Here is a 23637-nt window from a genome sequence, read left to right on the forward strand (position 1 = left end):
GGCCCCTTCTGAAAGAAGGCCCCCGCCGGCGCAAACGGGACACGGGGCCGTCAGAACTGGTAACGGTAACCCAGATTGATTCCCCAGGGCATGGTGTATTTTTTGCCGAAGGCGGCGTCGTAGCTGAAGTGGAGCTGGTTGCGCGCGTCCATCTGCCAGATGACGCCGGCACCGCACCGGAAGACGGAGCCGTCCATGTTGGGCCGCCATTGGCCGTCCCCGGCATTGACGCGGCCCCCGCTGCTGGTCTGGTGGATGCCCTCCGCCGTCACGTAGGGCTGCAGCATGCCGTGTTCTCCGACGTTGAAGGTGCGACCCAGGTTGACTCCGTAGCGGAAGTTCAGGACATCCGTGCCGCCCAGTTGCGTCTGGAAGGGATTGGCCCCCGTGGTGCAGTAGCCTGCCCCTTCCCCGTGGAAGTAATTGAGCTGGAGCTGCGGTTCAATGAACCAGTCATTCCTGAATTTGAACATTTTGCCCGCTTCTACGGAGGAGCCTACCGCCCACTGGGTGTAGTCCCCGCTGGTGCGGTTGAAGCTTTCATCGTAGGCCCTGAAGTCATGGTAAAAGTGCTGCGCCTTGATGACCAGGTCCACGTAGTAGCCGTGCCGGTTGATCCAGGTGCCGTAGCCGCCGAAGTAGAAGCTGTCCGTGTCTCCCTTGGCTCCCGGCGCCCGGAAGTCCTTGCGCGCGCCGCCGTACCCGGCAAAGAGCCCCGTGTACAAGCGGTTGTGCGGGTCCAGCTGCCAGCCCCGGTCCACCCCGATGTCGGAACCGTAAACGTAGTCGCGGTAGCTGGAGCCGGTGGCTCCGGAACCGACGTTGTACCGGCTGCCGTAGCTGCGGATCCAGAAGTTGTCCACCCAGTTGCCGCTCAGGGGACCGTTCATGCGCAATTCACCCATTCTCCGGGTCAGCGTATCCGTCTGGGTGAACCAGAGCAGGCTGATGTCCGAGATGCCCAGGATGCTCTTGCCGGTGTCGTTGACGTCGCCGGACGGGTCCTTGGAAGAGTCGTAGACCAGGAACCAGTCTTCCTTGTGGTTGCCTTCCGCGTCCCCTGCCTGGACCACCGCCTTTCTCATGCGCACGTCCGTGCTCCCGTGGAAGGAGGTTTCTCCGTCCGCGTTCCCGGCGTTCGTTCCGTCCACGTCCACCAGCTTCAGGGAGAAGGTCCGGGCGTCCGTCAGGTCGGTCAGCGCATCGCGCTTGATGATGATGTGGTAGGAGCCGGAAACGGAACCGCCCACCTTGATCATGTCCGTTTTCATGGCGGCCAGGCTGACGTTCATCCGGAAGGAGCCGGGAATGTCGCCGTCGTTGTCCATGTTTCCGGTAACGGTCAGCGTCTTGAAGCCGTCCGCGCCGCTGTCCATGAAGTCGATGACGCCGCTGTTCCGCAGGTTCGTCAGGGTGGAATCAGCCGTCATGTTCCAGGTGCTGGTGCCGTCCACGGCCAGGGAGGCCGGGTCAATCATGCCCGTCAGGGTGGTGCCGTCCGCCAGGCGCATGCTCACCGCGGATTCCGGGGCGGCATGCACGTCGCCCCGCACGTCCTTCACGTTGCTGAACACGGCGTTCAAGGAGCCGCTGCCCCTGGCGTCCAGCAGGCGCTGGCCGTCATGGCCCACCGTGTAACCGGCCATATTCCGGACATGGAGTTCTCCAGTGGCATCCTCCGCAGCAAAAAGGGTGTCTCCGCTGCTGCCGATGTTGCCGCCGTCCATGTTGACGCGGGAATCCCCCTTGATCGTGACGAGCGGCTTGTTGGCGTGGGCGGAAGCGCCGTTCATGGTCAGCACGCCTTCTTCCACCGTAGTCCCCTGCTCGTGCAGGATGCGGCCGCCCTGGAGGGTCAGTTCCCCGGCGCCCGTTTTCACCATGGTTCCGGCCCCCAGCATATCTCCGCGGTAGGTGCTGTCCGCATCCGCCGCATTGCGGAGCCGGAGGGTGCCTTCTCCGTTGAAGAGCACCTGCCCGGCGCCCGTGAGGCTGTTGACGTTCTGGTTGGTGCCGTTCATGTCGAACGTCGATCCGCTGCCCAGAACAAGCTGCCTGCTTTCCCCGATGATGTGGTCCGTGGCGGTCTCCGCCCTCAGCGTGGTTCCGTCCGTGACGGTGGTGATGCCGGTGAAGGTATTGCCGCTGTGGGAAAGGGAGATCACCTTGTTAATGTTTCCGGACGCGTGAACGGTCAAATGGCCGGTTCCGGCAAGGTGCGCGGAGAGGTCCGCCGCCGCGCCGGTGGCGTCTTCATTGTCCAGCACCAGGGTTTTGCCGTCCCGGATGTCCACCTGCGTCAGGATGTACCCCACATACAGGCCGTCCCTCTCCGCGCCCAGGCTGACGCCGTAGTTGTAATGCCCCGTCGCGACGACTTCGTCGCCATGCCGCAGGGAAACCGTCTGTTCGGTGGCGTCCATCGGCATCACGGCGCCGGAATCGCTGTCCACCACTTCCAGGGAAGCGGTGCCCCCCTGCGCCTGTCCCGCGGCGGTTTGCACCAGCTTGACGGGAGCCAGCTCCCTGCCGTCCGGGTCAAAGGTCATGGAGGGGTCTTCATGAGTCAGCAGGTTGGCCGTCGCGTCCACCGTCGTGTCAATGCCGGTCAGCAGGCCCGCATTCACCTTTACCGTTCCGCCCGCCACCGTCAGCGTGCCGTTGGAGGCCACCAGGGAAACGTGGTCCGCGGATAGCCCCGGATGGGCCCCCGTGTGCTGAACGCAGGAGAAGTCAAGCTCGCCCCCGCGGAGGGTCAGCCCACCCAGGGCGTTTTGACCGCTCCCCCGCTCCACGACGGCGTGACTGCCGTCCGCCAGTTCCAGCGTGGCTTGGGCAAGGGCCCGCACGTTGCCGCTACCCGGCCCGTCCAGCCTGAACGTGGCCGTCCCCAGCGTGACGGTGCCCGTGAAGTTCCGGCCCGTGTCGGAGGCATGAGGTTCCCCGAAGGCGAATTCCTCCGCTTCAGAGGAAAGATTGACCACCAGGTTCCCGGAGCCCGCCAGCGCATTGCGCCAGACATAAACGTTTCCTTCCGCCGGAACGGCGCTGCGAAGGGTCAGGGCTCCGTTCAACAGCACGTCCGCGCTCTCGCCCAGATTGGCCGCCCGGGTGATGGAAACGGCGGCTCCCGCCTCCACGTTCCACAAGGCTCCGTTTTCCCCGTCAAATCCGGAATTGTCCCCGGAAAGGAGCACGTCCGCTCCGGAGAGCACATTCACCCTGCCGGTTCCGCTGATATCGCCGGAAAGAATGAGGGAAGAACCCGACACGTTTACCGTTCCGCCGTTGGCAATCCGGTTGACGAATTCTCCCGTGGCCTTTTCCCCCAGTGTCAGGACGCCGGAGGCCGTTTCCACGGCAATGTGCCCGGTTCCCAGCCCCAGCACGTGTTCCAGCCTGATTTCTCCGGCTTCGATGGAAGTAGAGCCCGTGCGGCTGTTTTCCGCATTCAGGACCACCATTCCTTCTCCCTTCTTGACGAGTTCCCCGGCGTCCGTTCCATCGTCTGACAACCGGTTGGAAAGGTTCCATTCCGTGCCTTCCGAGGCGTCCAGTTCCAGAACGCCGCCGATGCTTACGGCGGCCTGTCCCAGCGTACCGGAGCCGGCAGCCGTGAGGCGGGAGGACGCGTCAATCGTGAAAGAAGAACCGGCCCCCAGCCGGGAGTTGTTTCCGGCCAGCGTCCATTCCGAATTCGTCAGACGAATGGCCGCGCTTTCCCCTTGCAGCGTTCCGCTCTGCGCGCCACGGCTGTTGACCAGGTCCAGGACGCCGCCGGGCTCGGAACCGAAGGTGACCGTATTGGACAGGTCGCCGGAGGCGGCACCCGTGATGGACAGTTCCCCGTCCAGCCGGATCGCGCCTGTTCCCAGTCCCTTGAAGTCCGTCAGCCGGGCGGCGTTTCCCGCCTGAATGTCCACGGCGGCATTCAACTGGCCGTTGGCTCCGCGGACAACCGTCGTCGTTCCGTCGCCGCCCAGAGTGATGCTTCCCCGGCCCGCCAGCACATTCCCCCCTTCCAGGGAACCTCCGCCCAGCAGGGTGAGGGAGCCTCCGGCCGTTCCGCCCAGGTGGAGGAAACTTCCGTTGGCGACAGTCATTTTTCCAGAGACGGTCAGAGCGCCTCCTTCCAGCAGAATGCTGCTGCCGTGGTCCACGGCCGCCGTTCCGCCCAGCGCGGCCTGGCCGCCTTGAAGATTCATCAGGGCGTCATTGTCCAGAGCGGCGGCTCCCGTGAGAACGAGCCTGCCGGAAGCATTTCCCAGGTCCACCGTACTGCCGGAGAGGGCGGCGGAGCCGCGCACTTCCAGCTGCCCCCCGTTTATCAGAAGTTCCGCCCCGGCTCCGGTCATGGTCAGGCCGCCGATAAAGTGGCTGTCTCCGGTCTGGGTCTTGCCGTTCATGTCCACCTTCGTTCCGGCGGCCAGTTCCAGCTCGCTGGTGTTGCCGAAGGCGTTGTCGGCGCCGTAGGTGACTTTTCCGCTGCTCACCAGGGTTTTGCCCGTGTAGTTGTTGGCGGCGTTGGCGATGACGATGCCGTGCTCCCCGTCGTCAAAGGCGCGGAATTCAAAGCCTCCCCCCACGGAGGGGGCTCCAGCTTCCTCTCCCCTGGCAGTGCTGGTGAGCTGGGCGCCCATCACGTTGCTGCTTTCCGCGGTGTTGGCAAGCTGGTAGAGCGTGCCGGCCGTGTAGGAATTGATGCGGCTCAGGCCGTAGCCCAGATAGATGCCGTTTTCTCCGGAATTCGGGGCGGCGTCCGTCTTCACCGTCATGATGTAGTCATACACGGCTTCGGCCACTTCCCGGCTGCCGGAGTCGGTCAGCTGCACGTATTGCCTGATGCCCGGATTCCCGGTGACGGTGCCGTCCTCATTGGTGAAGGAAAGCTGGGCGCCGTGGACGGGCAAGGCCGTGCCTTCGGCCCGCACCACTTGATGCTGGTAGGCCTCCGCGTCGTGGTTATCGTCAAAGAGGGTGCCTTTGGCGTCCGTGATATGGATGGACTGGGGAATGCGCATGGCGACCGTTCCGCCGCCGTCCACATTCAGGTCGTCCACGGTCAGCATGCCTGCCGGGGCGCCCTTGGCGTCCGTGCCCACCTTCAGAACGCCTCCGTTCATGGTCAACCCGCCTATCCTGTAATCACCGTCGATGACGGTGGAACCCCGGCCCGAACCGGAGGCGGAAAGTTCCAGCGTTCCGCGCTGAAGGACTCCCCGGCCGGAAGCGTCCGCCGTGGAAAAGACGTACGTCCCGTTCTTCATGTCCAGTGTTCCCGTAAAGGAATTCCCCGCCGCCGGCGCACGGTCCGCGTCAAAGAAGAACCGGCTGTCCTGCGTGCCCAGCACGGCATGAAGAATGCCGTTGCCGGACAGCTTGTTGGCAAACAGCAGGTCCGCGTCTTCCGCATTCGTTCCGGAGAGGGTCAGCTCCCCTCCGTTCAGGAAAATGGAACTGCCCGTGCCGAGATTGTTGAGAACATGGTCCGGAGAAGCCGCGTCCCGGAGCGTGCCGGCGGCGAGGGCCCCGCCCGTAATTTCCCAGGTGCCCGCAAACGCGCTGTTGTCCGCGTCCAGCGTTACCCCGCGGCCGCTGACCAGGACCGTTTCCGCAGCGGTTCCGGCCAGGCGGTTGAAAAAGGTTTTGTCGGAAAAGGCCAGTTCCAGCAGGCTTCCGCCCTGCAGGGTCACCAGTCCGGCGCCCAGGCCGCGCTCCCCGCCCTCCCCAAGCACCACTCTGGTACCGGAAGCGCGGCGCAATGCCCCGCTACCCGTGATCACGGTACCGCCCGCATACGTATTTTCCCGGCGGATGTTCAGCGTGCCTCCTCCGGTGACGGCCAGAAGTCCCTGGCCGCTGATGGTTCCGCCCGCCGTAACGGTGCGGCCGTTCGTGTCCAGAACGCCCCGCTCCCGTCCCAGGGAAATGGCGTTGGACCACTGGAGGTCGTTCAACGCGCGGATGGTCCCGGAACGACCTTCCATGTTGATCAGGGCGTTCCCGGCGGAGGCGTCCTGCCCCAGCTCCAGAACGGCCCCGTCATGCAGGTTGACCTGCCGGAAGAAATGGTTGCCGCCCAGCAGCGCCAGCGTTCCGTCCGCAACGGAAACGGTTCCCGCGAACGTGTGGTCACGTTCCGAGACGAGCCTTCCCGTTCCCAGCTTTTCCCACGTTCCGGCAGCGGACCCGGCCACCACGTTGTCCAGGGTTCCGGCCGCATTGACTTGCAGCAGCCCTTCCACGGCAATGGCGCCGGCGGAATCCCCCTTGCCCAGGGCATTTGCATGGGTCAGCAGGAGGGTGGCATCCCGGCCTACCGCCGTCTCCGCCTGCACGGAGTCATTGGCCCCGGAAATGGTCAGCGTGCCCAGGTTCAGATGAAGCGTCCCGGCTCCGGCAAGCGCGCCGTCCCCGGCGATGCTGCCGCCCCCGGCAACGGACGGCGTGCCGTCCTCCGCATTGGCGCCGATGGTCAGAGCGCCTTCCCCGCCGTTTGCAGTTCCCAGGAAAATGCCGCCCCCGTGGCCGATGCTGACGCCTCCCGTGTAAGCCGCATGGCCGTTCAGGTCAAGCACGGCATTCACGGAATCCGCGATGAGCAGGGAAGTGTGGCGTCCGGCGCCGCCCAGGGCGGAATCGCCGCCCAGAACCAGCCTGGTTCCGGCCTCGATCGTCGTCGTTCCCGTATAGCTGTTGGCCCCGCTCAGCAGGATGCCGCGACCTCCGGCGGCATCCTTGAAACTGACATGGCCGGACCCCGCCCTGTCCGCCCCGGCGGGGTCATTCCCGTCCGCCAGCAGGGATTCCAGGGTATAATCCGTCAACGCAACGCTCAGTTCACGCGAAGAGTCGTCCGCATCCAGCACAACCGACAGGGTGCGTCCATCATAAATTTCCACCCGGGAAAGTTCCCGGTAGGCCACCAGGCGCGTTCCGTCCTCCGTTCCCGCCGACCATGCAGTGACGCCGCGGGCGATTTCCGCGCCGCCCTGCACGATTCCCTGCCGTACCGCCTGGAGATCCGCCTGGGTTTTCCCGCCCAGGCGCACGCCGGACAGGGTCCACAACCCGGCTCCGCTGACGGCAGTTCCGCTTTCGGCAAGCAGTACGGTGCCCGGTCCGTCAAAGAAGGACAGCCTCCCTCCGTCGTAAACGGCATGTTCGCTGAGATTCAGGTTAAAATCCGTATTCCCTGTCAGGGTGATGGAGCCGGCCTGCAGCCAGGCGGACGCTTCGTTGTCCGCATCCAGGGTCCAGTTCATTTCCCCTCCGGCAAAATTCACGGTCCCCTCCAGCGTTCTGGCGCGCAGGGCCGGGTCCGCCTGGGCTACGGCCTGAAGGGACCCCACGCTCCCGGCAGCCGTCTTCAGATGGGAGACGCTGTCCCCATTCATGAACCATTCCATTTGTTCGTCAACCACATAGGCCGTACTCCGCATTTCCACGGTTCCGGTGAATCCTTTTCCCAGATCTGCGGCACGGCTGCCGAAGGAGAATTGCAGCGGACTGCCATCTTCCGGGAGGCGGTCTTCCGAAAGGTCGATGACCAGCGTGCCTTCTCCCAGGATGTCGTTCGCCAGAGTATAGGGGGCGTCCTGGCTGCCGATGTAGAACATGGCGCCTCCGTGGATGCGGACGGAACCGTTCAGCGCCCCCTCTCCGGTGATTTTAAGGGTGCCGTTTTCCACGACGCTGCCGCCGGTATACTCCTGCGCGCCAGTCACCAGCAATGTTCCGGCGCCCCGCTGGATGAGCCTGCCTTCCCCTGCCGCCGTTCCCTGGTAATGAATGTCGTCGCTGCGGTTGAAGGCCAGGGCCGCTCCCGAAGCCACGGTGAGGGAAAGGGAGGAATCAGCCATGGAGAGGATGGAGCCGGTCCGGCCCCCGTCCCCCACCTGAAGCGTCCCTTCCCGGACGGAAGTTGCGCCGCGGTAGGTATTCTCTCCGGTAAGGACCAGCGTGCCTGTTCCCGTTTTTTCCATATCGCCGCCGCTGATGATTCCCTGCTGGACGGCCGCCTTTCCTTCATCCACGTTCAGCAGGCCGCTGCCGTTGATAGAGACGTCATTCCCCAGCTCAATGCCCTGGCCGTAGTCCAGAACAGTGCCGTCATTCATCGCCAGGGCTCCGTCTCCCAGGGCCTGGCCGTGGGCCACGGTGAGCGTTCCTTCTTCCAGGATGCTCCCTCCCGTAAAAGCGCTGCTCCCGGACAGGACAAGCCGGCCCGTTCCCCGCTTGACGAGGGTTCCCTGCCCGCTGACGCTTCCGGCATAATCCATGCGGTCACTGTGATTGAACACGAACTGCGTTCCTTCCGCCAGGCTGGCGCCTGCCGCGAAACCGGCTCCTGTTCCGCCGTTGCCCAGCTGCAGAACGCCTTCTCTCACTTCCGCCCCTCCGGTAAAGCTGTTCCGTCCGGTCAGGATCAGGGAGCCTCCTCCGGTCTTGACCAGCCTGCCCTCTCCGGACATGACGCCGGCCAGCACGGCATCCGTGGCGGAAGAACCGCCGTCCGCCGTCTGGACGGTCAATGCCGTTCCGGCGGACAGGGAAAAATTGTTCAGCACTCCGGTCAGGCTGCGGTCAATCCGCAGGGTGGAATCCCCCAGGACCTCAATGGCGCTGTCGGCATTACCCAGGGAGGAATTCCGGGAAATGGCCAGTATTCCTCCTGCCATTTCCGTTCCCCCGGAGTAGTTGTTGTCTGCCGACAGCACCAAGGTCCCGCTGTTCAGGCGGACTCCCCGGGACAGCGTATTGTCCAGTGTGCTACGCCATTCCAGGAGTCCCAACCCTCCCTTAGTTATATTGCCGTCACAGGAGAAATGATGGCCGTCGCCGATGATGAGCGAGGCTGAAGAAGCTACCGTGATCACCACGTCTCCGTCAATGCGGCTGGAATGGCCGCCACGGTGGTCCAGCAAAAGCGAATGGGAGCCCTCGATGGCGACGTTTCCGCTCATGGCGATTTCATTGCTGAGCGTCCGGTCCTGCCGCCAGGCTTCCAGCGCGCCGCCGCGGAGCGTCAGAACGCCCGTGCCTACGGCTCCGGAAGAAACGCTCTGGTTGGTCAGGCGTTCGTCCTGGTTGATCCGCAGCGTGCCCTCATTCAGGAGGAATCCCCCGCTGAAGGTGCTGTTGCCGCTCAGTGTCAGGACGCCGGCTCCGTTCTTGCTGATCCTGTAGGTGGAATCACTGTCGTGGAAAACGGTCCCGTTGATCTCCAGGTCCGCCCCCTCTTCGTTGGAAATCTTCAAATGGCTGTCCAGGCGGACATTCGTGGAAATAAGGGCGTCTGAATTGCCCGTCATTTCAATCCCGGCGTCAAATCCGGATTCCGGCGTCTGGGCCAGCACCAGAGTGATGCCGCCTGCGGCGCCCCTAATTTCAAACTGCTGGTTCCGCGTGCCGCTGAATTTCAGGTCGCCCACGGTCCGGTCCGCCGTCAGCACGGCGACGGTGCTGGAATCAAGCGCTTCATTGCCGAACGTGACGGAAGCGTTGATGATGTTCGGCACCTGGCCGTCCTTCCAGTCTCCCTGGTCGTCCCAGGAGCTGCCCCGGGCGCCCGTCCAAACGTAGGTGGCGGCGTAAGGCAGGATCTCGTAATGGCCGTCCACCCAGACAATCCGGGCCCCGGTGCTGTATCCTTCAAAGGAAATGTTGCCGATGTACTTGGGGCTGGCCGCGCCGTAGCCGGTCAGCAGGAACTGGCTTCTCCCGCCGCCGGCGATGTTGCCCTTCCAGCCCTTGATGATGAGCGTGCCGTTTTCATCCCAGGCGCCCAGGCGCCCCGCCTCCATCACCACGTTGCCGGAGGCGGCCGTGCCGCCGAAGTCCAGCGTGGACAGGGAGGAACTGCCCAGAGACAGGGTGCTCCCCGCTCCCAGGGACTGGCTCATCCTGTTCAAGGCCAGCGTTCCACCGTTGAACGTCATGTCCGTCACGGACCCCAGCGCCTTTTCCAGGGCCAGGTTCAGCGTGCCTGAAAGCAGCGTGACGTCCCCGCCCATGTAGGCCCTGAGCGTGACATTCCTGTCTCCGGCGTCGACAACGATCCGGCTGCCGCCGCTTGCGGAAATCATGCCCTGCCCGGCTTGTCCGCCCTTGCCTGCCAGGGTCTGGTCAAAAGCCGTTCCGTCTCCCTTGCGGCCCAGCAGGAGGCTGCCGCCGCCGGTGACTTCAAACGTGCCGCGCGCCATTTCAAAAAGGCCGTCTTCCAGATAGACGTTCTTCTTCTGGCCGCCCGTGCGCACCAGCAGAAGCCCGTTGAGGCCGTCCAGCAGAATCTCTCCCTGGCCGAAGGGCGTGACGCGGTTGTCGTCCGCCGTGGCGCCGATGACCATGTCCTTGTCCCCCAGCGTGGTAGTGACCAGGCCGTAATTGCCGATGACCAGCGCGTAATGGCTGCTGTCCGGATCATAGCCCGTGCCGAGGAAGCGGCTGCCGTGGCCGTCATCTGTATTACCGGAAAAAGTCTTGGTGCCCAACAGTTCCAGTTCTCCTCCCTGGCCGGCCAGCCATGCCTTGTAATTGGTGGAATTGCCGTCCGCCAGAATGCCGCCGTTGGTCAGGTCATGCGTTTCCGCGAAGGAAACGATCACGCTGTTGTAAATCTTGCTGTTCCAGGCGGTTTCCGTACTGTTGATCGTGAATTTCCGCTGGTTGTAGGAAAGCCCGGCGTTCAGGTCGGAGGCCCCCGTGCCGTTCAGGTTCAGGGTGACTGTTCCTCCCGGCTGTTCTGCTCCGGCAATGCCTCCTTCCTCCACCAGGGAGGAGAAGATAAGTCCCGCATGGAAACGGAACAGGTTGCTCAGCGTGCGCACCGACCGGCCCGTTTCCCCCGAATAAGCCTGAAGGTAGGACTGCGAAGCCGCCGTGGCGCTGGTCCACGCGTAAACGCCTATGGCCTGGTCTCCCAGCGCGTTGTCGGCTCCGACGGATACGCGCCCCTCCAGGTTATTGTAATCGTATTCCTTTACTCCGATGTTGAATTCCTTGAACACGTTGTCCGGATTGGAGAAGCGGACGAACTCGGTCCCCCGCACCGCGACGGCCGCCTGGGAGGCGTCCACGCGGGAATTGATCACCAGCATGGTGGGGTACTGACCCCCGGCGTAATACTGCCCCGTGTACAGGGTCCTGTCCGTGGTGCCGAAATCCAGGGAGTTGACGGAATCCAGCGTCAGGGAGCCCTTGCCGCCCATGAATCTCAACTCCTCCGAGGTCCCCAGTTCAATATTGTTGTGAAGGACGTAATGGACGGCGGTATTGGTTTCAGGCGAATAAACGCCCAGGCTCTGGGACCGCCCGTTGCCGAAAAAGATGGTTCCCGTGCCCAGGGGGCCGGACTTGATGCCCGCTTCCGGATGGGCCGGATCATTCAGGATGCTGCTGGAACCTACCTTGAGCGTAATCGTCCCGATTCCCGTCGCGGTCAAGCCTCCGGAAAAAGTGTTCTGTCCCAGGAAAACGCCCGTAAGAGAAGTAGTGGACGTAGTTTTAAACTCCAGCATGGAGGGGACGTTCCCGTCCGCGTCCGCAACCGTGTAATTCTCCCCGAAAGTCAGCGTGGCCCCGGCATCGGTGGAAACCGTCTGGCGCGGGCCATACAGGAAGCCGTCCACATCGGAAGCGTCGGCATCGTTGAACGTGATGCTGCTGGTGAGAATCCAGGACTTGCCGTCATCGCCGTTCGTGGCCTTCAGATGAAGGTCGTTTCCTACCGTCCGGATGGTATAGCCGGTGAGATCCTTGCCTCCGAAGCGGCCTTCTCCGTCCACGGTATAGGAACCCGCCCCCAGCGCATGGTCATGCGTGATCTCCAGCCTTCCGCCCCTCTGGATGACGCCTCCGGTAAACGTGTTGTCCCCCTGGAGGCTGATGGTGTTCAAGGTCCCCTTGGAAGCGCTTCCCTCCAGAATCAAGGCGCCGGAAGAGCCGTCGGCCGCGTTGCCGATGCGGCCGCTCAACACAAGCGTCTGGTTGTAGGCGCTGTGGCTGACCAGCAGCCCGCCGGGGGAGATGACCATGTCAGCCCGGATGTCGGGAGACATGGCCCCGGCCATGAAAATCTTGGCGGGAGCGTCCCCCTGGCCTTCCCACGTCAGCACCCCCCGTTGACCGTCGGAAGAGGAATCAATGCAAAAACTGGTGGATTTGGCGCCTTCAAAATTGATCTGGGAAAGGGTGATGTCCTCCGTCAGCAAAATCGTCTTCTGGTCCAGGCCCGCATCCTGGTCCCGGAAAATGGCGATGTTGCCGCGGGTGACCGGCACCTTGCCCCCGAACCAGTTGGCGGTTAGCGACCAGGACCGGCTGTCCGCCCCCCGCCTCCGGTCCATTCAAAAGCGGCGTCCCCGTTCGGAAGCAATTCCCATTTCTTCAAGTCTTCATGGTAATAAAGCTCCGCCCCGCGGGTGTACCCGGTAAAAGCCACCTGGTTGAGCTGGTCCGCCGTCAGGGCGTTTGCCGTCAACAACCAGATGTGTTCCGAGGAAACGTCCGGACTGTCCGGCGTATTCCAGATGCCGGAGGCGTTTTCTATGTTGACCAGGTAGGGCAGTCCGCCGTTAGTTCCCCAGTTGCTGACTTTGCTGAAGGTCAATTCCCCGCCTGAACCCAGCTCCATGGTCGCGGCGCCGTTGATGGTCAGCGTGCCGAACGTATTGCTGACTCCCTGGGAGCTGATGATGGAGCCCCCGTACAAATCCAGAGTGGCGTATTCCCCTGCACGGAGGCCCTGAATCTGGTTGTCCCGCGTCAGGGCGAGCCGTCCGCTGGAAAGCCTTACATTGGAGACAGCGACATGGCTGATCGTTTCCTCCAACGTGGAGGTGTACCCTGTACCGTTGATCATCAACCTTAAAAGACCGTCCAAACTGGCTTCGCCGCCGTTCAGGGAGCGGACGGAGACGTCCCCTTCCACGGAACCCGAATCATGGCGATCCATGCTCAGGATCAGGGAGGAGGACCCGCTGTTGAGAAAGTCAACCTGCCCTATCTTCAAGACCTGCCTGCCGTAGGAATTGATGGTCACGGAGCCTCCGAAATTGACGTCGGTCAGCCGGACCTCCTGCGACTTCCCTTGCAGCCACAGGGTGCCGCCGTTTCCGGAAATGTTGACGCCGTTCCGGAAATCAACAATCGTCTGTTCACCGCCCCGGATGTAAAAATTGCCGCTGCCCGCAAAGGTGATGTCGCCCGTGCCGGCGTAATTGGCATTCTGCTCACGTTCCCCGAACACCATGTAATTCAATTCCCCGCCGTCCGTGCCGGTGGCGTCCGCCGCGTACAGCGTATTGCCGTTCAGGGTCAAGCCGCCGCTGAAACTGTTGTTGCTGGAAAAATTGTAAATGCTCACCACTCCTCCCGTGGGCGGCCCCAGCACCAGTCCTCCTGCGCCCTGAAGGTCGCGGCCTTCCCGGAAATACAGGCTGCCGGCGCCTGAAATGGTAAACACGCGGTCGAGATGGACCACATCCTTGACGGAGTTACCGGAAGCGGTGAACGCTACCATGCCCTGGGCAAGACGAAAATCATTCTGGATGACAAGCCGGTTGCGGAGTTCCGCGGAATTGCCGTTGCGGCCCAGAGCTCCGCCCTTGATGACCAGGGAACCGGTGCCCAGCACGCCGTTATCGGTCAGCATCAGGGTTCCGGACTCCAGAATGACGTTCCCGCGGTATTCCGTGTTACCCTTCTTCCGGATTTCCAAAATGCCGGATTCCCCTGTAATCACCAGGTCTCCGTCCCCCTGCAGGGCGCCGAATAGCTGCATTTTGCCGTTCTTGCCGATGAACTTCAGGCCGTTTTCCCCGATCAGGATATTGTTGGAAATGCTGTAGTTATTATTTTGAGTTCCCATGTACAATTCCGCCTGGGCGCCGCCGTTGTCAAAAACCAGAACGTCGTTCCCGCTGAGGGAAAAGGATCCGGCCACGTCGTCCGCAATGGTCATCTTGCCGACTACGAATTGTCCCGACGGGGAGTTCAACTTAATTCCCTTGCCCCGCAAATGGGGATCAAGATTGGCAAACACCATCTCCGCCCCCGCTCCGGCAGGCGCGCGGTTGGCGTCCCAGTTCCCGCCGAAAAGGGCATTCGTATTAGTGGACTTGCTGATGCCTTCGCCCAGGTAGGCCTGGCCGGTCCACGTATAAACTCCCCCCGTATTCACGGAGGCGGGGCGCAGTTCATACGCATCTCCCCGCGCGGCAACCTCAAGCCCCATTTCATCATTGTAGCCCAGGAAGTGGACCCGGGAAAACCAGGATTCCCCGCTGACGTCATGGTTGAAAAGAAGCTGGTCGTGCCCGTCCTGCCAGCCTTCCAGCGCCAGGTGTCCGGCGCCTCCGGAAAGGCTGTTGCCGGTAAAGTGCAGAATGCCGCCGCCCGAACCCGTTCCGTTGCTCAGCACGATGGTGGACCTGTCCGCCCAGACGGTGCTGGAAGTCCAGGACAAATCGGAAAAGGAAGCGGAAAATCCCCGCGTGTCCAGTGTGGAGGTTTTCCCCAGGGAAAGGGACGGTTCTCCCCCCAGCTGTCCATCCGCGCCCAGCATCAATGTGGAATGGTCGGAAACGGAGGCTTTCGCGGCAACCAGGCCGCCCAGGGAAGAATCCAGCGTGACGGAGTCTCCGGAAAGCTCTTGAAAGCCGAACGTTAGCTCGCCAAACGAGCCTTGCAGGCCGGAACCGTACAGGGTGGCGGAGGAACCGAACTGGACGTTCGGAAGATGGGAGGCAATCCCCCCGTCCATATGCACGTCTCCCCGCAGGATGAACAGGGTGGGAGTGGTTCCGTCAGTTCCGCCGTCCAGTTCCGCGCCTTCTTCCAGGTGCACGGAGGCGCGGTTCATCAGCTCAAAAACGCCGCCGCGGTCCAGGCTGATTCTTCCCCTGACATACACGTCACGCCCGGTATCCGGTGAAAGTTCCAGCCTGCTATTCTCTCCAATGATGGAAAGGGTTCCGGTTCCCAGCGGCAGGGCTTCCCCGTTCTCCGCAGGACCGCCCAGCACATAATCCGCCCCCCTGGCGGTAACGGCCGCGACGCCGTCCCGGACGGAAAAGGAACCGAACGCATGGCTGGTCCCCTGAATTTCAAAACGTCCCAACCCGGACTTGGTGAATCCGCCCGTTCCGGCCGTGGCTACGGTGCTGCCGAATATGAGGCTGGTATTCAGCTCGGTATCAATGCTCCTGTCGCCGTTCAAATCAATGGTCACCTGGTTGCGGGGCGCCAGCGTAATGGCATGCTGCCCGGTGATATTCAAATTGGTGTTCAGCCAGGAAAAATCGTTGGTCAGGACCAGGTCTTTCGTAAGCGCCTGAAGGGAAACGACCTGGTTACGGAGATCGTTATTGCCCAGAACCAGTACGGCCCCGCCCAGGGACTTGTCGCTTCCCAGATGAAGGGCGCCTTCATGGAGATGGACGTGCTGGATATAGCGGTTGTCCGCGGCCAGCACCAGGGTTCCCATGCCGTCCTTGGTCAGCGTATTGATATAGGAGGCTTCTCCGCGCAATTCCACGCGGGTTCCGGCGTCCGCATCCACGTTCAGGTTATGGTAAAGATTGGTGTACGTGCCGTTGAAAATGACGTTGGAGCGTTTGGAGATGATGGTGAAATCCTGGTCGGTGGAAACGGGGACATTCAAGTTCAGCGTCATGTTGCCGTTCAGGGACATGCCGGGATTTTCCTTGCCGAAGTAAATTCTTGCGCCGCTCCCCGTCAGCGTCAGCGTCTTCTGGTCGTCCGCCGTGCTGATCAGCTGGTTCAGGTAAACGTTGCCGCTGAGCGTGATGGTGGTAGCGGCGGACAAAAGCGCATTGTTGAAAATAACGGTATCATACCGGGCGTAATTCAGCCCCGGCGCTTCGGCAGGATTCCAGTTGGAAGCCTCCCTCCACGAAGCGCTGGAGGAAGTGGAGGTCCAGGTGAATTCATCGGCACGGGAAGCTACGGCCATGGCGGCCAGCAGCAATGAGGCAAGAAAAAGCGGCAATCTCAATTTCATAAGGGGAATGGGGTATGTGTTTAAAAATGGGATAGGGGATTATTAAAAGGAGTGGGGGCAAACGGCCTGCACCGGGAGCAAATGCCAGTACGCGGATTTGAGCGCATGCGGGACGTTCCGAAGAACAGCATGCGTTCACGTCAAAGGCCCTGGAACGGGCAACCGGATTCAAGAATCCGCCGATGCAGGAATAAATGCTATTCTATCATTTACAAGAGCCGGGGCGCCTTTCTCCACGTCAGAATTGTTCTACCGGACATAACAAACCTTGTGCCGGGAGGAAGGAGCACAACCGAAAAAAGCCGATGGAGGAAAATCGGCAGCAGGACAAAAAAAACTTTCTCTAATGGAAAAGTGGGACACCACACGCGTCCTCGCGGGAAAAGCGGAGGAAGCCATCCTTTCCCTCCGGAAGCATAAGAAAAAGGAGGAAACCCCAGGTCCGGATGCACGCTGTAGCCTCCCGGCACGGACATAGCCTGCCAGGAACCATGCACGCAGATGAATGGCAGTATTCCCATATCTGTGCTGACCGAAACCGACCCTGTTTGTTCAGATGGAAACATTCTTTGAACGAACCATGTCAGACAATGAATCAAGGCGGCAAACCGGAAACAAATACACTTTTGGGCTTTTTTACAATTTGGTTGCTCCGCCATCTGGAAAAAACAAAACTGGACATGGCATATTTCCGTTAACTCCTTTATTTCAAGATCAGAATAACCCAAGCAGGGATATAATCCCTAACAAGAAACAGCCTTTTTCTCCGGCCTCCCCCCCTCTCCCCTGAAAAGCGCCAGCGCCCGCAACAACTCCGGCGTCTTAAAACTCTTCCCGCAAATTCATGAAAGGTCACACCGCTGTCCTTGAGATTCGTTCATGGCCACCGGCAAAACTCCTGCAATACGTTTCCAGTGCCACGGCCTGTTCCCTCTTGCCAGGATCTGGCATAACACACGCCACGAAATCATGGCTATCCCCTACTTTTCCATTCTCTTGTATCCAGGCATGGTATTTCCCCCCTTGCCGGGGAAAGAGTCTTTCCCAAACTGGGCTTGAACGGCACTACCTGTGACCATGCCGCCGTCCCCCTCATTTCAGATACTTTTTCTCTGCTTCTGCGTTCCGGCATGTTCTTGTTCGTTGGCATGAGTTGTTGCTCCTTTCCCTCCTCAATGTCAGAAGAAAATTGTACTATTCCAGCACTAGAAAATTACAACATATTGAAAATTAACTGCAAACAATAACAACAATTCTTTGGTCGCGGATTTGAACTCTACCGGGCCTACCACTTTCAACCTTCTGCTTCTTTGCAGAGTCACTGCTTCCGCAAGGGTTTTTCATTTTCTGATTCCCCCTCCTCTTCTTTCGGATGACCGTGCTTTGAAAAAGCTGGCGTGGCATTCCGGTCCGATCGTCGAAAAATCTGAACGCCGGGTGCTATGGGACAAGAATACCGGGGCCGCCATCTTGGAAACACGGGCGAAATGAACGGTATTTCCCAACATGATAAAAAAATCTTTGACATCTATAAGATCATTCCGTAACTAATTGCGTAACCAATTACGTTTTTAACAACACAAAAAAACGCATATGGATTTTTTCAACCAGACGGGCAAAATGGCCATTGGAAGCAGACTGCGCATGCTGACGGACAAGATAACAAATGACGCCGAACTGATTTACGGCATGTACGGCGTGGACATCCGCCCGAAATGGTTTTCCGTCTTCTTTGTGCTGTCCCGCGGCGGAGCGAAGACCATCACCGCGATCGCCAGGGAAATAGGACATTCGCATCCGTCCGTCAGCAACATCGTAAAAGAAATGGGCGCAAGGGGGCTGGTGAAAGAAACGAGGGACAAATCGGACGGAAGAAGAAACATGGTCACGTTGTCTTCCAAGGGAAAAAAAATGGCCGGAATCATGGCCGAATGCTATCCCGACGTTGAGTCCGCCGTGGAACAAATCGCCCGGCAGGCCAGGAACGACCTGTGGCGGGCCATTGAAGAATGGGAAGACCTGCTGTCGGAAAAAACATTATTCGAACGGGTAAAAGAAGCCAAAAAGGAGAGGGAGGGAAAAGACATCGCCATCATTCCCTATGAGCCCCGCTACCAATCCGCTTTCAAGGCTCTCAATGAAGAATGGATCACCGCCTACTGGGAAATGGAAGAACCCGACCACAAGGCGCTGGACCACCCGCAGGAATACATTCTGGACAAGGGAGGCCACATTTTCATTGCCCTGTACAGGGATGAACCTGTCGGCGTATGCGCTCTGTGCAAAAAAGACGATCCGGAACATGAATATGAACTGGCCAAGCTCGCAGTCAGTCCCGGGGTTCAGGGAAAAGGAATCGGTGTATTGCTATGCCGGACCGTCATCGGCAAGGCAAAAGAACTGGGATGCAAAAAAATCTTTCTGGAAAGCAACACGCTTCTGCGCCCGGCCATACGGCTCTACAGAAAACTGGGGTTCAAGGAAATTCCGAAAAGCCATCCGGCCTACGAAAGGGTCGATATTCAAATGGAACTGGTGATAGACTGACCATTTGCCGCAACTTCTGCGGCTATCCGTGATCCATGTACCCTTGGCGAATCTCCTCCCTTCCTCCGGGATTTGACAGAAATGAAGCAGCCCCTTTTGAGCCTGTACTGGCCAGAATCAATCTTCTCCGTTCTGTTTCGGAAACAGGTCATCAAGCAGTTTGAGCATATCCCGGGCTTCCTCCAGGCCTTGTTCCGCCGCCTTGGCAATCCATTTTCTGCCTTTTGCCTCATCCTGCTCAGTTCCGTTCCCTGTCAGGTAAAGCAGCCCCAGCCCAAACTGGGCAGCCGGAACGTTCTGTTCCGCCGCTTTCCCGTACCATTTCACAGCTTCACGGTAATCCTGCTCCACGCCTGCACCTTTCAGGTACATCCGCGCCAAATGATACTGGGCGTTTGAATTTCCCTGCCGGGCGGACGCCAGATACCATTTGAAGGCCTCTTTCAAATCCTTCTCCACTCCCTGCCCCCCTTCATACATGGTCCCGAGATTGTCTTGAGCCGCGGCATATCCCTGTTCCGCCGCAAGGGCGTACCATTTGCACGCTTCCTTCAAATCCTTCTGCACCCCGTCCCCCGCCTCATACATGGTCCCCAGATTGTTTTGAGCCGCGGGATGCCCCTGTTCCGCCGCAAGGGCATACCATTTGCACGCTTCCTTTACATCCTTATCAACACCCTTGCCATTCTCATACAAAAGCCCCAACCGGTACCGGGCATCATTCTCTCCCTGGACGGCAGCCAGGGAAAACCATTGGAACGCTTCTTTCAGATCCTTTTCCGCACCCTGTCCATATTCATACAGGAGTCCCAGATTTTTCTGAGCGGAAGAATTGCCTTGCGCGGCGGAAAGAGAAAACCATTGGAACGCCTCCTTTGGATCCTGCGGAACGCCACGACCGTAATAATACATGGCTCCGAGATTGTTTTGCGCCCATGCGTTTTCCTGCCGGGCGGCGGCGGAAAACCACTTGAACGCTTCTTTCAAATTCTGCGGGATTCCCATTCCTCTCTCATACATGACTCCCACGTTGTTTTGGCCGTCGGCCTCTCCCTGCTGCGCGGCGGACAAATACAGATCGAATGCTTTTTTTGAATCCTGCCGAACTCCTCTTCCCGTCTCATACATCTTTCCGAGGTTGCTCTGGGCCATCCCATATCCCTGCGCCGCAGCCAGGGAATATAATTCAAACGCCTTCTTCCAATCCTGCCGGACTCCGAGACCCCGGTCATACAGGGTTCCCAGATTATTTTGAGCAGCAAAATATCCCTGACGGGCAGCGGCGGAAAACCATTTGAAGGCTTCCTTGAAATCCTGAGGAACCCCGAGCCCCCGCTCATAAAGAATCCCCAGATTGTTCTGGGCATCGGCAAGTCCCTGCTGGGCGGACAAAGTATACCACCTGGAAGCCTCCTTGAAATCCTGTTCCATGCCCAGCCCTTCCGTACAACAGAGGCCAAGCAGGTTCTGCGACTGGGGTATTCCGCGCATAGCCGCCAGAGTCAGCCATTTGACCGCCTTCTTTAAATCCTTCTCCGTCCCCACTCCCTTATAATAGAAATTCCCCACATTGTGCTGGGCCGGCGCATATTCCTGCCCGGCTGCCAGCAGGTACCATTCAAAAGCCTTTTTTGCATCCTGTTCCACACCTTCTCCGCATTCATGCATCACCCCAAGATAAAACTGGCTTTCCGGATCTCCCTGCTGCGCGGCACGGGAAAACCATTGAAACGCTTCTTTCAGATCTTTCCCCACCCCTTCCCCGGTATAATAACAAACTCCGGTCAGGAACTGTGCCCTGGCATTCCCCTGCCGGGCTGATGCCATGACGGAATCCGCCATGCTGCGGAAAAGAAAGAAAGACGGTCCCTTCCCCTCTTCAACGGGAGGAAGGGAGGGAAGCGTCCCGGAAGCAGGCACCGAAGGAACAAGCAGCATCAACGCAGCCGTAAACTTGACGGTAAACCGGGATAACCGCCGCCTCCGGCCGCCGGACGCCAAAGCAAAAACGCGCCTGCAACATGAATTGAAACAACCAGACATCATAGGAACTACCGGGCTTTTTAACTGAAGACGGAGTTCGACCATATGCTGGACAGACATATAATCATTCCGCAAAGAACAGGTTATGTACCAATACCCACAAAAACAGGAGAAATCAAGAGCATACCTTCCGCATTTTTCCTCCCCGTCCGAATATCCGGCCTCCGTTTCCCCTTTCATTTTCCTCTTCCGGAACAATGCTTCAGTCCTCATCCTGTCTTCCGGCCATCTCGCGGTGCCTGCGGGCCAGAAAAAATCCGGTGGCCGCCCACAGGGCGGAAATAGCGGCCCCGCCCAGCATGGCAAGCGGGGAATGGCCGCCCAGAACGTCAAGTGAACGTTTCAGCCATGCGCTCGCGGCGTCCCCGCCGCGGTAAAGCACCGTATCTATAAAGCTTTTGGCCTTGTACTTTTCCTCCGGAGACAGCACGGAATTCAGCATTTCGCGTCCAGGCCGCACCAGGCCGTATTCTCCAATGCGCCGTGCTACCGTCACGACGGCTGCCACGGCAAAGACCGGAGAAAAAGCCATCCAGACAAATCCCAAGGAAATGAGGACCGGAACCGCCACCAGCAGTGCGGATAGTCCAAACCTCCGGACAATGCGCCCGGCAAAAAACACCTGCAGCAGCATGGTACTCCCCTGAACAATGACATCAATGATTCCGAACACCCGGGTCTGCCGGACAGGATCGGGAAAGGCGGAAGCCACAGCCCGCATCAGTTCAAAGTACAGGAAGGTGTTGGTACTGGCCAGAAGAATGATGAACAGCCCGATCCCCATCAGAAAGGGGGAACGGAACACGGCGGAAGCCCCGGTAAACGGGTTGCCGCCAAGGGGACGCGCCCGGCAATCCTCCGGAAAAGGCGCGCCTGCTTTCCCTCCGCTGGCCGGATTCCCGTCCCGCCAGCGGTGCAGATACATTCCCGCCAGAACCGCCAGCCCCAGAAGAACGGCCGCCGCGGCAAATAGCCACATGCTCTCCACTGCTCCGGCCAGAGTTGCCGTCACGGCAGGCCCCAGCACGGCTCCCAGGCTGCTGCCGCTGGCCACCAGCGCGAACAGGCGTTTTACCTGGCCGCCCCTCATCACATCCGCCAGCACGCTCCATGCCACGGATACGGCCAGCAGGTTGAAAACGGACAGCCACACGTAAAACGCCCGTGCCGTCCAGGCACTGTCCGGACACGCCAGCATCAGCGCGGCAAATACTCCCAGATTGAGGATGAAGAATCCGTACGTCCACGGAAGGATGGACCTTCTCGGCACGCGGCAGGCAATCCACCCGAACAACATCTGGAACAGGAGGGACGCCCCAAACGTAGCCGTAAACAGCCACTGCAAATTCCGGACTCCGCCCGCAATGCCCATCATTTCCCGGACCGGGCGCAGCATGGAATACGCCAGGAACAGTAGAAAAAAAAGCAGAATGCCTCCGGCAGCGGCAGGCAGCTCGGCCTCATCCACATTCAAGGCTCTTCGCAGCAGGCGCCCCAGGCTTCCCCTCTTCCAGTTGGACATGCCCGCAATGTACCATATACCGTACAAACGCCTAATCCCAATTAATCCGCTCCCCTGAATTTCCTTCTCCGTTTACCGACATTCCCGGTTCAAACCGGAAGACGGAGGACGACCATAAAAAAGGAATCCGCACATTCCCTTAAAGACGGATGAAAACCGCACCTTCCGGAATAGTGAACAGCACCTCCCTTTGCCCGGATTCCCGGTTCCTGGTTTTCTTCTGTGTTGCATGCATGATTCCTCCTTTTGAAGCATCCATTTCCCACTGGAAACATAAATTCCAGCAACATCCCCTTTTTCCCCGTCCAACTGGACTGGAAAGGGAAACCGTGGTATCGTGGGCCGTCTTCTCCGTCCACCCATCCGTCCCTGGCCGGAACACGGACATTCCCCATGAAACAGAGAAAAATCATCCATGTGGACATGGATGCCTTTTACGCATCCATCGAACAGCGGGACCATCCGGAATACCGCGGCAAGCCCATTGCCGTAGGGCGTGCGGAAATGCGCGGAGTGGTGGCGGCAGCCAGTTATGAAGCGCGCCGCTTCGGGGTCCGATCCGCCATGCCTTCCATGAAGGCGATCAAACTTTGCCCCAAGCTTATCTTCACCCGCAACCGCATGGACGTGTATAAAGCCGTCTCCGCCCAAATCCACGAGATTTTCCACCGCTACACGGACCTGGTGGAGCCTCTTTCCCTGGACGAAGCCTTTCTGGACGTCACGGAAAACAAGCCGGGAATCCCGCTGGCCGTGGAAATCGCCCGGCGCATCAAAAAGGAAATTCGGCAGGAACTGCGCTTGACCGCCTCCGCGGGGGTATCCTACAACAAATTCCTGGCCAAAATCGCTTCCGACTACCGCAAGCCGGACGGCCTGTTCACCATTCATCCCTCCCGCGCCGCGGAATTCATCGCCCGCCTGCCCATCGAATCCTTCTGGGGCGTGGGGCAGGCCACCGCCGCACGCATGCACTCCCTGTCCATCACCAACGGAGCCCAGCTCAGGGAACGGGACCAGGAATTCCTGGTCCGCCACTTTGGAAAAATCGGCATCCTGTTCTACAACTTCGCCCGCGGCATTGACGAGCGCCCCGTGGAATCATCCCGCATCCGCAAATCCGTGGGCTGCGAGCAAACCTACCGTGAAGACGTCACCAAGACCCAGGCCCTGGAAAACAGCCTCCCCATTCTGGCGGAAGAACTGGCGGGGCGCCTGGCGCGCTCCGGATTCCGGGGCAATACCCTGACCCTGAAAATCAAATTCCCGGACTTCGTCCAGAAATCCCGGAGCATCACCGTTCCGGACTGCCTGACGGACATGGAAGACATCCTGCCCCTGGCGCGCACGATGATGGAAGAACTGGATTCCGGAGACAGCACCTTCCGCCTTCTGGGCCTGTCCGTCTCCAACCCTTTGGAAGAACATCCTCCGGGCGTCTGGGAACAGCTTTGGCTGGATTTGGAATACTAATACCTCCACAGACTCCCATATTTTCTGG

The 23637-nt window shown here is 59.9% G+C and carries 6 protein-coding genes; 2 read left to right on the top strand and 4 right to left on the bottom strand.

From position 1 onward, the window contains the following. Nucleotides 1–50 precede the first annotated feature (50 nt). Nucleotides 51–12347: an autotransporter outer membrane beta-barrel domain-containing protein gene (locus OQH67_RS02110; protein WP_215436444.1), complete on the bottom strand. Its 12297-nt coding sequence runs from the start codon at nt 12345–12347 to the stop codon at nt 51–53. Next, entirely contained in the window at nt 12305–16024 is a 3720-nt protein-coding gene (locus OQH67_RS02115) for an autotransporter outer membrane beta-barrel domain-containing protein (protein WP_215436448.1), read from the bottom strand. The genes OQH67_RS02110 and OQH67_RS02115 overlap by 43 nt, the downstream gene beginning before the upstream one ends. A 1593-nt stretch (nt 16025–17617) precedes the next feature. On the opposite strand from OQH67_RS02115, the gene OQH67_RS02120 reads away from it, so the two are divergent. Next, entirely contained in the window at nt 17618–18571 is a 954-nt protein-coding gene (locus tag OQH67_RS02120) for a bifunctional helix-turn-helix transcriptional regulator/GNAT family N-acetyltransferase (protein ID WP_215436451.1), read from the top strand. 117 nt (nt 18572–18688) lie between these two features. Here the strand turns inward: OQH67_RS02120 and OQH67_RS02125 are convergent, their stop codons facing one another. Beyond that, a complete protein-coding gene (locus OQH67_RS02125) occupies nt 18689–20413 on the bottom strand; it encodes a tetratricopeptide repeat protein (RefSeq protein WP_215458995.1) in 1725 nt (574 codons plus the stop codon). 403 nt (nt 20414–20816) lie between these two features. Continuing rightward, nucleotides 20817–22136, bottom strand: coding sequence for an NTP/NDP exchange transporter (locus OQH67_RS02130; RefSeq protein ID WP_215436457.1), 1320 nt, complete (start codon nt 22134–22136; stop codon nt 20817–20819). 393 nt (nt 22137–22529) lie between these two features. Here OQH67_RS02130 and dinB point away from each other — a divergent pair, with 393 nt between their 5' ends. After that, nucleotides 22530–23609, top strand: coding sequence for a DNA polymerase IV (gene dinB / locus OQH67_RS02135; protein WP_215436465.1), 1080 nt, complete (start codon nt 22530–22532; stop codon nt 23607–23609). Nucleotides 23610–23637 lie beyond the last annotated feature (28 nt).

This window comes from Akkermansia biwaensis, assembly GCF_026072915.1.
GTDB lineage: Bacteria > Verrucomicrobiota > Verrucomicrobiia > Verrucomicrobiales > Akkermansiaceae > Akkermansia > Akkermansia biwaensis.

Coding starts and splice junctions, on each gene's coding strand:
- OQH67_RS02120 (WP_215436451.1), top strand. CDS start 17,618: ATGGATTTTTTCAACCAGACGGGCAAAATGGCCATTGGAAGCAGACTG.
- OQH67_RS02110 (WP_215436444.1), bottom strand. CDS start 12,347: ATGGACCGGAGGCGGGGGGCGGACAGCCGGTCCTGGTCGCTAACCGCC.
- OQH67_RS02125 (WP_215458995.1), bottom strand. CDS start 20,413: ATGGCGGATTCCGTCATGGCATCAGCCCGGCAGGGGAATGCCAGGGCA.
- OQH67_RS02130 (WP_215436457.1), bottom strand. CDS start 22,136: ATGTCCAACTGGAAGAGGGGAAGCCTGGGGCGCCTGCTGCGAAGAGCC.
- OQH67_RS02115 (WP_215436448.1), bottom strand. CDS start 16,024: ATGAAATTGAGATTGCCGCTTTTTCTTGCCTCATTGCTGCTGGCCGCC.
- dinB (WP_215436465.1), top strand. CDS start 22,530: ATGAAACAGAGAAAAATCATCCATGTGGACATGGATGCCTTTTACGCA.